General features: G+C 64.3%; 12 protein-coding genes. 9 read left to right on the top strand and 3 right to left on the bottom strand.

From position 1 onward, the window contains the following. Positions 1–4: 4 nt before the first annotated feature. From U5S82_09015 to U5S82_09000, 4 genes are all read left to right on the top strand, one after another. Complete coding sequence (locus tag U5S82_09015; GenBank protein MDZ7751787.1) at positions 5–460, top strand: hypothetical protein; 456 nt, start codon at positions 5–7, stop codon at positions 458–460. 270 nt (positions 461–730) lie between these two features. Then, positions 731–1,339 carry a DUF6088 family protein gene (locus tag U5S82_09010; protein ID MDZ7751786.1) on the top strand — a complete coding sequence of 203 codons (609 nt, stop codon included), beginning with the start codon at positions 731–733 and terminating at the stop codon, positions 1,337–1,339. Further along, the gene (locus tag U5S82_09005) at positions 1,339–2,334 is read left to right on the top strand and encodes a nucleotidyl transferase AbiEii/AbiGii toxin family protein (protein ID MDZ7751785.1); all 996 of its coding nucleotides are present in this window, start codon (positions 1,339–1,341) and stop codon (positions 2,332–2,334) included. The genes U5S82_09010 and U5S82_09005 overlap by 1 nt, the downstream gene beginning before the upstream one ends. Before the next feature lie 169 nt (positions 2,335–2,503). Beyond that, positions 2,504–2,935: a hypothetical protein gene (locus tag U5S82_09000; protein ID MDZ7751784.1), complete on the top strand. Its 432-nt coding sequence runs from the start codon at positions 2,504–2,506 to the stop codon at positions 2,933–2,935. A 234-nt stretch (positions 2,936–3,169) separates the two neighbouring features. On the opposite strand, the gene U5S82_08995 is transcribed toward U5S82_09000, so the two are convergent. Next, the gene (locus U5S82_08995) at positions 3,170–5,836 is read right to left on the bottom strand and encodes a bifunctional acetate--CoA ligase family protein/GNAT family N-acetyltransferase (protein MDZ7751783.1); all 2,667 of its coding nucleotides are present in this window, start codon (positions 5,834–5,836) and stop codon (positions 3,170–3,172) included. A 389-nt stretch (positions 5,837–6,225) separates the two neighbouring features. Here U5S82_08995 and U5S82_08990 point away from each other — a divergent pair, with 389 nt between their 5' ends. The 4 genes from U5S82_08990 to U5S82_08975 all read left to right on the top strand — a co-directional run bounded on the left by U5S82_08990 (position 6,226) and on the right by U5S82_08975 (position 12,642). Then, positions 6,226–6,909 (top strand): Crp/Fnr family transcriptional regulator, encoded by a 684-nt coding sequence (locus U5S82_08990; protein ID MDZ7751782.1) that lies wholly within the window; start codon positions 6,226–6,228, stop codon positions 6,907–6,909. 378 nt (positions 6,910–7,287) lie between these two features. Beyond that, a complete protein-coding gene (locus U5S82_08985; GenBank protein ID MDZ7751781.1) occupies positions 7,288–7,890 on the top strand; it encodes a PAS domain-containing protein in 603 nt (200 codons plus the stop codon). Positions 7,891–7,934: 44 nt separating this feature from the next. Continuing rightward, entirely contained in the window at positions 7,935–10,505 is a 2,571-nt protein-coding gene (locus U5S82_08980) for a chemotaxis protein CheB (GenBank protein ID MDZ7751780.1), read from the top strand. A gap of 208 nt (positions 10,506–10,713) precedes the next feature. Continuing rightward, positions 10,714–12,642, top strand: a complete 1,929-nt coding sequence (locus tag U5S82_08975) for an EAL domain-containing protein (protein ID MDZ7751779.1) — start codon at positions 10,714–10,716, stop codon at positions 12,640–12,642. Between the two features lie 492 nt (positions 12,643–13,134). Here the strand turns inward: U5S82_08975 and U5S82_08970 are convergent, their stop codons facing one another. Next, positions 13,135–13,554: a type II toxin-antitoxin system VapC family toxin gene (locus U5S82_08970; GenBank protein MDZ7751778.1), complete on the bottom strand. Its 420-nt coding sequence runs from the start codon at positions 13,552–13,554 to the stop codon at positions 13,135–13,137. Next, on the bottom strand, positions 13,551–13,799 hold the full coding sequence (locus U5S82_08965; protein MDZ7751777.1) for a plasmid stabilization protein: 249 nt from the start codon (positions 13,797–13,799) through the stop codon (positions 13,551–13,553). Before U5S82_08965 ends, U5S82_08970 begins: the two co-directional genes overlap by 4 nt. Before the next feature lie 133 nt (positions 13,800–13,932). Here U5S82_08965 and U5S82_08960 point away from each other — a divergent pair, with 133 nt between their 5' ends. Next, complete coding sequence (locus tag U5S82_08960) at positions 13,933–15,276, top strand: mechanosensitive ion channel family protein (protein ID MDZ7751776.1); 1,344 nt, start codon at positions 13,933–13,935, stop codon at positions 15,274–15,276. Positions 15,277–15,465: the final 189 nt, after the last annotated feature.

Raw genomic sequence — 15,465 nt, 5'->3', positions numbered from 1 at the left:
CACCATGGCGTCCGGCCACACCACCGAGACCTTCGTGCGCCTGCCCGAGGTAGACAGGTTGGCGTGGACCATGCCCGCCCGCTACTACAACCGCTGCCGGCTGTTCCTGGCCCGCAGTGAGACCGGTTGCGTGTTCATACCCATCCGCACCATGCAGTACGTGGGGGTGGTAGACGCCGAGGAGATCGTCTTCGTGGATAGCCAGGGCGGCCATGTGCGCCACGACGAAGACTGGGGCCGCCCCATACTCATCTCCTGGCGGGCCGCGGCAGGCGCCGCGCGCAACAGCCTGGAGGCCGGCGTCCCCTGCGAAGTCATCTACTACCGGGAAGGCCTCGATGACATTCAGCAGCGTTTGGTGAGCGAACTGGGCCCAGCCCTGGACCGCATGGAGGAACGCTACCGCGACGGCGCCATCCCGGCGCAGGGTGCCCAGGTAGTCCCCCTTCTCCGCGAGTAGCCCCCCCGACTCATGGACGCGCCAGCGACCGACGGCCGCTGGCTCCAACATTTGGGGTCACAACATTTGGGGTCAGAGTAAAAACCTGCTGTTTTTACTCTGACCCCAAATCTTCCGGTTGACGTACTGGACATACCGCTGCCCCAACCGTTTCATCATCTTCCCCTGTTATCCTGCCCTGTTATTCTATTATTTGGCATCTCGACCCTTGGCGCGCTACATTTCAGAAAAAGCACTCGTTTTTCCTGAAAAGATCAGCACTCAAAAATCGTGCAACCTGTTGAAAAAAAAATAATATCAAGGATATACGGGCGCGGCAGGGGGTGGGCCTTCACCAAGGCGGACTTCGCCCCGGATTTCAGTGAGGCCAACATCCACCAGGCCCTGTCCAGCCTCGCGCGCGCCGGCACCATCCGGCGGGTGTACCGCGGTGTCTATGACTATCCCCGCTACAGTGAGTTGCTGGGCCAGATTCTGAGCCCGGACATGGACCAAGTGGCCCACGCCTTGGCTCGGAAGTTCAACTGGCGAATCCTCCCATCCGGGGATGCGGCGTTGAACCTGCTGGGGCTGTCCAGCCAAGTGCCGGGGCGCTGGGTCTATCTCTCCGATGGGCCGAACCGCCTGTACGACGTCCGGGGAACCACCCTGGCATTCAAGAAGTCCGCACTGAAAGACGTGGGGTTCCAGGTCAGGGAAAGCGGCCTCTTGGTCCAGGCTATCAAGGCCCTCGGCCCCGAGCACGTGAACGAGACCGTCGTCGAGGCCCTACGCAAGCGGCTGGACCGCAATACCTGCCGGCGTATCCTCAAGGAAACCCGAACTGTGACCACCTGGGTCCTCCAGGTCATCAAACGGGCCTGCCGGGAGGCCAACTGATGGACCGAGTCGCCCGCCTTTCCCCTGGAGAACGGCGCGACCTGTTCTCCGAGACAGCGGCCGTCAAGGGGACCACCCCGGCGGTGGTGGAGAAGGACTTCTGGGTGACCTGGGTTCTCGGTCGGATCTTCCAGGCGCCCCAGCTAGCGCCGTTGCTGATGTTCAAGGGCGGCACCAGCCTGTCCAAGGTCTACGGTTTGATCGAGCGGTTCTCCGAAGACATCGACTTGATCCTGGACTGGCGGGTGCTAGAAGGGGAGGACCCCTTGGCCGAGCGGTCGAAGACGAAGCAGGACTCGCTGAACAAGGCCATCGACGAACAGGCGGAGACGTATATCGCCAGGGAGTTGCTCGCGTTGATCGCCATGGCCCTGGACGGTGTCTGCCATTGCGGGGTCGATGGCGCCGATGGGCACGTCATCAACGTCCGGTACCCGGCGGCCTTTAACGCGGGCTATCTGCGCCCCGAGGTACGCCTGGAGATTGGTCCGCTCGCTTCCTGGCTTCCCAACGAGGAACGGACCATCAGCAGCTATGCCGCCGAGGCCTTTCCAAACGTGTTCGAGCGCTCGAGTTGCGCTGTCCGGGTGATCAAGGCGGAACGGACGTTCTGGGAAAAGGCCACCATCCTTCATCATGAGGCCCATCGGCCGGAGGACAGGCCCCAGCCACCCCGTTACTCGCGCCATTACTATGACCTGGCGAGAATGGCGCGATCACCGGCAAAGGACGCCGCGCTCGCCGATCTGGAACTGCTGGCCAACGTGGTGGAGTTCAAGCAACGGTTCTATCCTCGTGGATGGGCGCGCTACGATTTGGCGGCGCCGGGAACCATGCGCCTGGTTCCGGAAGGACACGTGCTTGCCGCCATAGAGGCTGACTACCGGTCTATGGCGACTATGATATTCGGGGAGCAGCCGAAGATCGGCGAGGTGCTGACGGCCATCCAAGGACTCCAAGACGAAATAAACGGGGCTCGCCAGCAGAATTCGTGAGTGTAGAGAGGAGAAGTTCCTCTCACCAAGCCAAGAGCGCCAAGTTTGAGATCATCCTGAACATTTGGGGTCAGAACATTTGGGGTCAGAGTAAAAACAGCAGGTTTTTACTCTGACCCCAAATACGACCCCAGATACGCGTTCAGTTCCCGTTCATCCCCACCATGGAATGATGCTCTCCAAGGTCGAATCCTCGGCCGCCATCGAACCCCTGGAGGTGAACACCATGAAAAGCAAGATCGGCAGTCTGCTGGCCGTCACGGCCCTGAGCGTCTTCCTGCTGCCCGCAGCCCCGACCCAGGCGGGGACCAAGTTCGGGCTGTATATCGGCGACTACCACCCATCGGACCGCCACCACTCCTATCGCGGCCGCTATTCGAAAAAAGACCACTACTACGGCAAAAAAGACTACTACCACGGCAAGAAAGACTACCACCGCGAGCACGGCCCCAAACACTACAAGCGCGGTCATCGCTCCCGCGGAGCCAAGGTAATCATCATCAGCCCCCGCAGCCATTATCGATCCGACTACGGCCACGGCTACCGCGATTACCGGGACCACGGGAGTTACCGCGGCTACCGCAAGCACTATCGGTACTGAGGGAATAGTCAGCGCCTCCCCCACGGCCCACGGACGGGCCCACTCCCCATCACCCATGTCCCTTTCACCATTCCCTATTCCCTACTCCCTACCCCTCATTCCCATTTCCCTATTCACCATTCACTATTCACCATCCACTATTCACCATTCACCACCCACTATTCCCTATTCACCATTCACTATTCACTAATCACTATTCCCTATTCACTATTCCCACCTCCCATCCCCCACCCTTCAAAGCTGCTTCTCCGCCTGCCGAAGGACCGGATCGTCGGGATTCGTGGTCAAGCGGAAACCCAGTGACTTCAACAACTCGAGCATGGGGCGGTTGTTGGCCAGGATATCCCCCGTCATGGTGGCCAGGCCGCGGGCCCGCGCGGCCTCCATGAGGGTGGTCATGAGGCGGGTGCCGAGGCCGCGGCCCTGCCACTCGTCTCCTACCACGATGGCGAACTCGCAGGACTGGCCGTCCGGGTTGATGGCATAGCGGGCCACGGCGATCTCCCGCTCGCCGTCATCCTCCTCGATCACCGCGATGAGGGCCATTTCCCGGTCATAGTCGATCTGGGTGAAACGGATGAGCATGGTGTCGGACAGATCGCCGATGTTCTGCATGAAGCGGAAATACTTGGACTGCTGGGAGAGGTTGTTTACGAAGTCCCGCTCGATGTTGGCATCCTCGGGACGGATGGGTCGGATCTCGATGTTGGTGCCGTCAGCCAATTGCCATACGCTCACCAGGTGGGACGGGTAGGGATAGATGGCCATGTGGGCATAGGGCGCCGTTCCCGGCGGCGGATGAGCCGCCACGATGCGGGCATCCACCACCAGCACCCCCTCGTGATCCGCCATCACCGGGTTGAGATCCATCTCCACCAGTTCGGGCAACTCGCAGGCCATCTCCGAGACCCGGAGCAACAGGGTCTCCAGGGCGGTCATGTCGATGGCGGGGAGGTTGCGGAAGGCCCCCAGCATGGCCGCCACCCGGGTCCTGGATATCAGGTTCCTGATGATGAAGCGATTCAGCGGCGGCAGGGCCACCGCCTGGTCGCCCATGATCTCCACCGTGACGCCGCCGGCACCGAAGCTGATGGTAGGGCCGAAGGCGGGGTCGCGGGCCACGCCCACCATCAGTTCCCGGGCGTTGGGGACGCGGGCCATGCGCTCCACGGTGACGCCGCTGATACGGGCATCGGGCATCACTTGCTGCACCGCCTTCACCACCTCCCCGTAGCCGGTGCGCACCGCCTGCGGGGTGGCCAGGTTCAGACGCACCCCACCCACATCCGATTTGTGAGTGATGTCGGGGGAGCTGATCTTCAGGGCCACCGGAAAACCCAAGCTCTCCGCCGCCACCAGGGCCTCGTTGGCGGAATGGGTCTCCACCGAGCGTGCCACCTCGATACCGAAGGCGGCCAGCACTGCCTTGGACTCGGTGAGGCTGAGGTTGGAGCGGCCCTCCTCCAGCACCCCCTGGATGATCATGCGCGCGCCCTCGGCATCGGGGTGGCTCTCGTAGCCCAGGGGACCGGGCACCTGCATCAGCAGCTTCTGGTTGAGGCAGTACTCCGCCAGATACGAGAAGGCCTCGACGGCGGACTCGGGGGTCTCGAAGTGGGGTATGCAATGGCTCTGGAACAGTTCCCGCCCCGCCGCCACCTGGGCGCCCCCCATCCAGCACATGAGCACGGGCTTCTTCTGGCCCTTCGCCGTCTCCGCCACATCCCTGGCCACCGCCAGGGGATCGGTGACCGCCTGGGGGGTGAGCAACACCAGCACGCCGTCCACCCCCGGGTCTTCGAAGCACAGGGCGGTGGCCTGTTGATAGCGCTTCGCATCGGCATCCCCCAGGATGTCCACGGGGTTGCCATGGGACCAATGGTCGGGCAACAGCCGGTCGAGGCGCTTGACGGTGCTGGGGTCCAGCGCCGCGAGGGCGAGGTTCTTCATGTCACCCAGCCGGTCCGTGGCCAGCACCCCCAAGCCGCCGGCGTTGCTGACGATGGCGAGGCGGTTGCCCAGGGCCCGCGCCCCACTGCCCAGCACCGCCGCGGCGGCGAACAGGCCGTCCAGGTCCCGCACGCGGATGACACCCGCCCGTTCCAGGGCGGCGCTGAAGACGTCATCGCCACTCATGAGGGCGGCGGTATGGGATTTCGCCGCCGCCGAACCCGCCGGGTTGCGCCCGGCCTTCACCACGATGACGGGCTTGACCCGCGCGGCGGCCCGCAGGGCGCTCATGAAGCCGCGGCTGTGCTGTATGCCTTCCACGTAGAGCAGGATGCTGTGGGTCTTGCGGTCCAGGGCCAGGTAGTCCAGCACCTCGCCGAAGTCCACGTCGCCGGCATTGCCGAGGGACACCATGGCCGAGAAGCCCAGGTTGCGCTCCTGGGCCCAGTCGAGCACCGCCGTCACCACCGCACCGGACTGGGACACCAGGGCGAGGTCCCCCGCCAGGGCCGAGCCGTTACTGAAGGTGGCGTTGATGCCGGCATCCGGACGGATGAGACCGAGGCAGTTGGGGCCGAGGATGCGCACGCCCTGTTTGCGGGCGAGGTCCATCACCTGCTCCTCCAGGGCCTGCCCCTTGGCCCCCGTCTCGGCGAAGCCGGCCGACAACACGATGGCGGCGGGCGTGCCCCGCTCCCCACACTGGCGGATGATGCCCGGCACGGCACGGGCCGGCGTGGCCACCACCGCCAGGTCCACAGCATGGCCGATGGCCTTGAGATCGGGATAGCAGTCGCCGTCCAGCACCCGCTTGTGCTTGGGATTGACCGCGTACAGGGTGCCACGATAGCCGCTGTCCGTGAGGTTCCTGAACACCCGCCCACCCACGCTGCCCGGGCTGTCGCTGGCCCCGAACACCGCGATGGCGCGCGGATTGAAAAAGCCCTCCATGTCCCGCAGGGCATTGGGCTGCGTGCTGCGCGGCTTGGTCACGTGGATTCGCCCCAGAAAGGTCCAGAGACATTCTTGCTGCATCGCAGCAACAGATCAAGGCCCACCCTACAGGCTGAACCCGCCGTCGGCCAGGCCCACCGTGCCGGCGACGATGGGCACGATTTCGAGTGCCTTCCCCCGGAGGGGCCGTGAGCGTGCCAGTTGATGATGGACGATCGCGGCCCGCGCTTCGGTGCGCTGGACAACATAGGGTTGTCGAGGGGCTATAATATTGATTTTCTGTGGGTCACAGGAGGGATGCTGTGAATCGCGAGGCCAGACCAAGGAATGTAAGTACGGCAGGTCGCAGTGCCGTTGCCCGGTTCGATGCCGCGACCGGGAATCGACTGCTCGACGCGTTGCCGGCCGAGACGCGCCGGCGCCTCCTGCCGCATCTGCAGCGGGTGCCGATGGCGTTGGGCGAGGTGATTTGCGAGCCTGGCAGGGCAATGGGCCACGTCTATTTTCCCACCAGCTGTATCGTATCCCTGCTCTACGTGACCAGGGATGGCGAGTCGAACGAGATCGTCGCGGTCGGCAACGAAGGCATGGTCGGCATATCAGCATTCATGGGCAGCGAGTCCACCACTACCCAGTCCATGGTACGCAATGCCGGCCACGCTCACCGCCTGCCGGCGCAGGTGCTGAAGGATACCTGCGATCCTGGTGGCCCGCTGCACCGCCTCCTGCTGCGCTATGCTCAGGCCCGGATCACCGAGATGGCCCAGACGGCGGCGTGCAACCGTCACCACTCTATCGACCAGCAACTGTGCCGCTGGTTGCTGATGCAAGTGGACCGCCTGGATTCGGACGAAATGACCATGACCCAGGAACTGATCGCCAGCATGCTCGGGGTCCGTCGCGAGGGGGTCACCGCAGCCGTTGGAAAATTGCAGCGTGCGGGCCTGATTGATCACCATCGTGGCCACCTCACGGTGCGGGACCGCGGCGGCCTGGAGGCGCGCGCTTGTGAATGCTACCGGGTCGTCAAGATCGAGTTCGCCCGCCTGCTCCCGGAACTTAACCTGTGACGACGGGGGATGGTGCCCGGGGCCCACTGAACGTTTGCGTTCGACCGCCCCGCCCTGCCAGGGGCCTGCCATCGCGGGGAACTGAATACGACGGGGTAAGCCGGGCAGGACGAGGCGGCCCCGGGCGTGCGCCACGATTGCTTCGTCCCATGATGGCCTCCTATCCTTCCAGTGAGGGTATGATGCTGGGTGACATTGGCACATTCTGTCTATGGGGACACGGGTATCACGGCACAACTTTTACGAACTGCATGGGCCTTACGAACTGCATTGGTCTTACGAACGGCATTGGACGATGCATCATGGACGCCCGGCCGCGAGTGCCGGAGTAGTCCGGCGCCGGGGTGTCTTGCGCCACTGTAGATAAACGGAGGTTATATGTCCAAATCCACCCGTGAGCAGAACGACCCGTTCAGTTTGCGCATCGACGCCGAGACCTGGCTGAAGCAGGGTACGGCGCCCTCCTCCGGCGACTGGTCCGTAAGCGTCGACGCCCTGGCCATGCTCCACCGCCTCGCCAGTGCGCCCGCCACCGCCGGTGACGCCCTCAAGCTCCTGCACGAGCTGCAGGTTCACCAGGTGGAGCTGGATCTTCAGCGCGGGCAACTCGAGGTGAATGAGCGCGAGATGGCGCAGGCCCTGGCGCACTACAAGGCCCTCTACGATTGTGCACCATTGGGATACTTCGTCGTCGATCTCAACGGCCAGGTCATCGAGGCCAACCCGGCCGGAGCCGACCTGCTGGGTATCGCAAGGGACGCGTTGGCGGACCGCGCGATGGCCAGCCTGCTGGAACCCGCGAGCCGGCCGGCCCTTGCCGGGCTGCTGGAGGAGCTGCGCGACGGCAATGCGCACGCGGCCTGCACGGTGCAGTCCGGCACAGGCGCTCCGCGCCCCCTGAGGATCATCGCGAAGGTCTCTCCGGGCGGCGAGGCCATCATGATGATGGCCTTCGAGAACGAGGGGTCGCAGGGGGCGTGACGTCCCCCGGCCGCACCCCCGGATCTACCGAGAGCCGGTCCGGCATGGACTCCCCGGCGGCCGCTGATGGCGCCGCCGAAGCGGCCGCCTCGATCCGCATCGTCGGCATCGGTGCCTCGGCGGGTGGGCTGGTGGCACTGGAGCAGTTCCTGGCGCCGATACCGCGCAACAGCGGCATGGCCTATATCGTGGTGCAGCATCTCGATCCCACGCAACGCGCGCTACTGCCGGAACTGTTGCAGCGGGCCACGAAAATGCCCGTCCACGAGGCGCAGCAGGACATGCGCGTCGAGCGGAACTGCGTTTATGTGATCCCGCCGAATGCCGAACTCAGCGTGGTCGACGGCACGCTGCACCTGGCGAGACCCAGCGAGCCGCGCGGCATGCGGCTGCCCATCAACGTGCTGTTCTCGTCCCTGGCCAAGGCGCAGGGTGAGGATGCCATCGCGGTAGTCCTGTCCGGCATGGGAACGGACGGCACCCTGGGCCTGCAGGCCATCAAGGCGGTGGCCGGACTGACCCTGGTGCAGGCACCCGACTCGGCACAGTTCGATTCGATGCCCAGGAGCGCCATCGCCGCGAACTGCGCCGACATCGTCGCGCCACCCGGCGAGTTGCCGGCCCACATCCTGGCCTCTGTCGCCAAGGTGTCGGGCCCGGACACTACCGAGGAGCAGAAACCGGCCGAAGCGGCCGCAGCACCGCTGGAGCGGGTTGTCAACCTGCTGCAGACGCACACCGGGCACGACTTTTCGCTGTACAAGAACAGCACCCTGCATCGCCGCATCGAACGGCGCATGACCATCCACAAGATCGCCTCGATGGCACTCTACGCGGAGTTCATCGAACACAATGCCCAGGAGCTCGACCTGCTGTTCAATGAGCTGCTGATCGGAGTAACCAGCTTCTTTCGCGACCCGAAGGTCTGGGAGTATCTCGCCCAGGTCGCCATACCGGACCTGCTGGCGCGTCGCGAGCCTAAGCACCCGCTGCGGGCCTGGGTCGTGGGCTGTTCGACCGGCGAGGAGGCCTATTCGCTGGCCATGGTCTTCCGGGAGGCGGCGCGGCGGGTGACGTCGGCAGACGAATTCCGGTTGCAGATCTTCGCCTCGGACCTGAGCCAGGACGCCATCGCGACGGCACGGCGCGGCAGCTATCCCCTGTCTATCGACGCCAACGTGTCCGCGGACAGGTTGGCCCGCTACTTCGTTCGGCACGAGAACCACTATCAGATCGACGCGCGCATCCGCGACATGGTGCTGTTTGCCAAGCACGACGTGATGCTCGACCCGCCTTTCACCAAGCTGGACCTGATCGCCTGCCGCAACCTGTTGATCTACTTTGATCCCCGGTTGCAACGCCGACTGCTGCCGCTGTTTCACTACTGTCTGCGCCCGGGTGGCCTACTGCAGCTTGGAAGTGCGGAGACGGTGGGGCAGCTCGATTACCTGTTTGTCCCGGTCGTGTCCAGGCTACGCCTCTACCTCCGCCAGGACGATGTCTCCGTGCGGGACCCACACTTCACACTCAACGCGTTCCCCCAAATATACCGGCCAACCAAGGAGCACCACGTGTCGCCTCCCAGCCCACCCAGCCACCCGCCGGACAGCCTGCAAGCGGCGGCCGATGAGGTATTGTTGCAGGTGTACGCCCCTGCAGCCGTCGTGCTCAACAGGGACGCCGATATCGTCTATATCAGCGGGCGCACCGGAAAGTACCTGGAACCGGCAGCCGGCAAGGCCAACTGGAATTTCTATTCCATGGTACGCGACAGTCTACGCGTGCCCCTCACCGACGCCCTTAAAAGGGTCTCTGCACGGATCGAACCACTGCATCTGCACGGCCTCCGGGTGGAGCTTCCGGGCGACACCCAGCAGTCCGTCGACGTCACCGTGCACGCCTTTCGCGAACCGGCTGCGCTGCGGGACATGACCATGGTCGTGTTTCGTGATGTCGCCGCGATCCCGACCGGCCGGGGCAAGGCCAAGGGTGCGCGGGATGCGGCCCACGAGGCCGAGGTACAGCAATTGCGCCACGAGATCGAGATACTGAACGATCAGGCACGCGCATCCGGGGAGGAACTGCAGTCGGCCAACGAGGAATTACAATCCACCAACGAGGAACTGCAGTCGACCAACGAGGAACTGACGACCTCCAAGGAAGAGATGCAGTCCATGAACGAGGAACTGCAGACCATCAACGTCGAACTTCAGACCAAGCTGGACGATCTCTCCCTCGCCCAGAGCGACATGCAGAACGTGCTCAACAGCATCGAGATCGCCATCCTGTTTCTCGACCAGAACCTGCATGTAAGACGCTATACCGACCGGGCGGCGAAGATCATCAACCTGCGCGAAAGCGACGTCGGCCGGCCCCTCAGCGACCTGACCACCACCCTGCAATACGCGGGGCTCCATGAAGATGCCCTGGAGACCTTGCGCACCCTGGTGTTTACGGAAAAGGAGGTCCTCGCCGACGACGGACGATGGTTTGCCGTGCGCATCATGCCCTATCGCAGGCTGGACAACGTCATCGACGGGGTCGTAATCACGCTGGTCGACATCACCGCGACTAAGAAGCTTGAGTCCACACTGCGTCAGGAGGCGGGCCACTGACCGGCCGCCTTTCGCCCCTGGCCGAAGACGGGGCGCCCTGCGGCGCCCGGGACGTCCGGCAGGCGCCGATCTAGCCCCCACGGCCATCGCTATGTGCGCTGCCGCACGGAATGCCGAGGATCAGCGCCATACCATTGCCGGTAATAGTCCAAGCCTCGGCTAAGGGATCGCCCCACTGCAAGGAGCGCGGTCTGCAAAGAGGGTTCGTATGGACGGTATCGACAAGAAGAAGGATGCAGCTGTGCTGCGCCGCCGGGCAGAGGCATTGCTGCGCCAGCAGCAACGAGAGGGCGTGACCCACGGCAAGTATGCCGACGTCCTCAGACAACTGAACGAACTGCAGGTGCACCAGATAGAACTGGAACTGCAGAACACGGAACTGGCTCGGGCGCGTGACGAGATCGAAGACGGCGCGCGCCGCTACGCCGAACTCTACGACTTCGCTCCGGTGGCCTACCTGGTCCTCGACCAGGATTTCATCATCCGCCAGATCAACCTCATCGGGGCCGACCTGCTCGGAACCGAACGCACGCAGCTGATCGGGGAGCGCTTCAGCCGCTTCGTCGCCCCCGGCGATCTCTCCTCCTTCGAGGATTTCGTCGCCAGGGTCGTGGCGAATCGGACTCAGGAGACCCGCGAGACCTGCGAGGTCGGGCTGCTGCGGCCCGACAGCCCGGACGCGCAAGCCCATATGCGCATCGAGGCCGTCGCCACGGACTCGGATACCAGTTTCCGCGCCATCGTATTCGACATTACCGAGCAGAGGCACTTGAAAGACCTCATCTGGCGGCAGGCCAACTACGATACGCTCACGCAACTCCCCAACCGCCGCCTGTTCATCGACCGCCTGGGCCATCAAATCAGCGTGGCGCAGCGCGCCGGCCAGATGCTGGCACTGCTGTTCATCGATCTCGACCATTTCAAAGAGGTCAACGACACCTTCGGCCATGACGCGGGTGACCGGCTACTGGTCGAGGCGGCGCGGCGCATGGGCGAATGTGTGCGTTCCACCGACACCGTGGCGCGACTCAGCGGTGACGAGTTTGCGATCTTTCTGCCGGCACTGACCGATACGGATCGCGTCGGCACGGTCGCACGCAAGATCGGCGAGGCCCTCGCGCAGCCGTTCCTGATCGGCGAGACCGCCGTGCACGTGTCGGCCAGCATCGGCATTACCCTGTATCCGAGCGACGCGCAGGACGCCAGTCAACTGCTCATCAACGCGGACCGCGCGATGTACGTCGCCAAGGCCGATGGGCGCAACCGATTCCACTATTTCACGCCCAGCCTGCAGCTTGCCGCGGAGCAGCGACTGACCCTGATCGAGGAGCTGCGCCTCGCCGTGGAGCACGGGCAGTTCGAACTGTATTTTCAGCCCATCGTCGATCTCGGAACCGGAAGCGTTGTCAGGGCCGAGGGGCTGTTGCGCTGGCATCACCCGCAGCGCGGCTTGCTCAGTCCGGGCGAATTCATCGCCGTCGCCGAGGATGCGGGGTTGAGCGGTGCCATCGACGACGCGGTGTTTGCCGACGCAACACGCCTGGCACGGCAGTGGCGGGACGAACCGGGGCACGACATACAGATGAGCATCAACGTGTCGACGAGACGGTTCGCGGTTGCGGGCAGGGCCGCGCGCTGGGGCGGGGTGCTGAGCGACCTGGGCCTGGCCTGCAGCCAGGTCGGTATCGACGTCACCGAGGCCCTGCTGCTGGATGACGCCCCGGAGGTCGAGGACGAACTGCGTCGTGTCCGCGAGAGCGGCATTACCGTGTCCATCGACGGCTTCGGCACCGGTACGTCTGCGCTGTCCTGTCTGACGGCACGAGGTATCGACTCCCTCAAGATCGACCGCAGCATTATTCGCGGGGTCGACACCGATGCGAGACAGCGCACCCTGGTCGAGGCCATCGTTGCCGTGGCCCATGCCCTCGGCATTCGTGTGGTCGCCACAGGGGTCGAGTCGGTGGCGCAGCGCGACTTCGTACGCGCTGCCGGTTGCGATTTCGCCCAGGGCTTTCTGTTCGCACCACCGCTGCCGCCGGCGTCGGCGTGGGCCCGGTGGTCGACCATCGGCGCGCCTCACGACGCGGAGCGAGGGTCGCACCCAGCGCACGGACGAACGGCATTGCAAGCCTAGAGTTTCCGTCGGCTGCCAAGAGCAGCGGACCTACGCCTCTGTCCTTCTCCCCCGAGGAAATGGGAAAGGGGAAATGGGAAAGGGGAAAAGATTACCACCCGTGCGTCCGCTCTGCTGAGGTCGAAACGGTGGATCCGCTGCGCCTTTTCAAACGGCCACTCCTCCCTGACCTTCTCCCTTTTCGCGTCACTCGCGTCTTTCGCGGTTACGCTTTTCGTAGGTCGGGATTCATCCCGACATTCGAACCCGCCGCGCATACCTCACGCCGGGTCGGTACCACCGGCCAGGGTTCGGTGTCGGGCTGAAGCCCGACCTACAGCCCGACCTACAGCTGGGCCTACGCAACACCCCACCGCCCATTCCTTTGGCACGGATGTAGGTCGGGATTCATCCCGACATTCAAACCCGCCGCGCATCACGCGCGACCCGGTGCTGCCCCCTTTGCGAGGGCTGATGATGTGACCTGCCGCAGGCATGCGCACGCCACCGGCCTCAGGCGTTCCACGGGTCAATCAATTCCAGGCCGCAGTCCGCGAAATCGCGAACGTTGCGGGTGGCCAGGACAGCCCCCCTCGACCGCGCCATCGCTGCGATCATGGCGTCGAACTGGCTGATGGGGCGGCCCAGCAGCCTGCGGGAGGCGGCGATCTCCGCGTAACCATCCGCAGCGTCCGCGTCGAAGCTCAGCACCTGTCCCGCGAAGTCCTGGTCGAAAATCGCCTGCAACGCCGCCATCAATCCACGGCGCCGCCGGCCATCCGGCAACAGGCGCACGCCGTAGAAGAGTTCTCCCCGGGTCACCGTCGTGGTGAACAATGCACCACGCCATTGCCCTTCCAGCCACTCCAGGATGCGGAGCGTCGGCGCCGGGCGCAGGGTTTCGGACAGGACGTTGGTATCCAGAACGATCACCGACCCAGATCCTGCGGCTCCCGGATGAGTTCACGCGGCGGTTCCTCGAGTTCCACGCCCCCCAGGGGTGCCAACCGGGAACGGATCGAATCGATCAGGGACGGCTTTGCTGCGGACTCGACAGACAGGGCCGAGCGCAGGATATCCCGGACTTCATCCTCCATCGATCGGCCATGCTGGGCGGCGCGCACGCGCAGCCGTGCCTTCAGACGATCATCGATATTGCGAATGGTCATCGTTGCCACGGGTGCAGGCCTCCAGTTGACAGCAATGCATGCATATTAGTCATTGACTGATCAGCGATCAAGCGACCATCAGGCAGCCTCGCCGCGTCGCCGCTGACCGGACGTGAAGGGCGTGAAGGTGCCATAGTTACTCATGATGAAACGAATACTGACGATGCTCTTGCTGGTCCTCATGTCCTGGCAGCAACCGGCTTGGGGCCAGGAGTTGTATACATCCGAAACCAACGTCACGGCCCCGGCGATCCAGGTGCTGGACGTCCCGGAGGACGCCCTGATCCGCAACCGTCTCCTCGCCGTGCTGGGCGCCATCGACGGCCTGCAGGACATCGATGTCCAGGTCACTTCGGGTGTCGTCACCCTTGCCGGCGAAGTCCCCAGCTCCCGCCTCAACCGCGACGCCTTCGCGATCGCGAGCCACACCGAGGGCGTCGTCTATGTCTTGAACCGCCTCAGCGAGGAGGCGGACGTGGCCAGTCGCCTGCGCCCGGCCAGCCGCAAGTTTCAGAAAATTGGCGCCGACCTGCTGCGAGCCTTACCAGTGGGCCTGGTCGCCCTGCTCGTGGTGGTGCTGTTCTGGTTCCTCGGCCAGTGGGCGGGGTCGCGTGGTGCCTGGTTGCGGCGCGCCGGCCTATCCGACCTTGCCGTGAACCTGGGGCTGCGCGTCGTTCGCCTGCTGGTCATCGGCATCGGGCTGCTGATCGCCCTGGAGATCCTGGACGCCATCGCCGTGGTCGGGGCGCTGCTCGGTGTCGCTGGGATCGCAGGGATTGCGCTGGGCTTCGCCTTCCGCAATATCGCGGAAAACTACCTTGCCGGCGTGCTGCTCAGCGCCCGCAACCCCTTTTCCATCGGTGACCAGGTGCAGATCGGAGAATTCCTCGGCAAGGTGGTGCGCCTGACCTCACGCGATACGGTGCTGATGACCCTGGATGGCAACCACTTGCGCATTCCCAACAGCACTATCATCACCTCGGCAATGTTGAACTTTACCCGCAATCCCTTGCGTCGCTTCGAGTTCAAGGTGGGTGTATCCGTGGACCTGGACGTAGCGGCCGCCCGGGACCTCGGCATGACGACCTTGGGGCGGATAAACGGGATCCTGCCCGCCCCGGGACCGCAAGTGCTGATCTCGGAACTGGGCGACAGTACGGTGCAACTGAGTTTCCTCGCCTGGATCGACCAGCGTGAAACGGACATCTCGAAGGCGCGCAGCGAGGCCATCCGCCTGGTGAAGGCCGCGTTCGACGCCGCTGGCATCGAGATGCCCGAACCCATCTACCGCATCCACCTGCGCGATGCGGTTCCTCTATCGCCCGGCGAAGGCGGGGCCGCACGCCCCGCACCGGCACCGCCGCCGCGCCAGGCCGCTGCCATGGCTGCAGACAGCGACGTGACGGCCGACCATACGATCGACAAGCAAGTGGCCGATGACCTGCGCACCTCCGACGAAGAGAACCTGCTGAAGAAAGGCGGCTGACTTTCCGGCTGGGAAGGGCGCGCAAGTAACGGGGTCAGACACTGTGGGATCCCCATGAATTTCCTCTCGCCAAGACGCCAAGAGCGCCAAGGGAACAGCAATGGTCTTCCAGCCGATTGACGAAGCGGGTGATGCCGTTCTCCATGAGCGCCTCGCCGAATTGGACGTCTTGGGGCTCGACTGGAATCG

It is taken from the genome of Gammaproteobacteria bacterium, assembly GCA_034522055.1.
In the GTDB taxonomy this organism is placed as follows: domain Bacteria; phylum Pseudomonadota; class Gammaproteobacteria; order JAABTG01; family JAABTG01; genus JAABTG01.
This window is presented reverse-complemented; position numbering and strand designations above follow the sequence as displayed.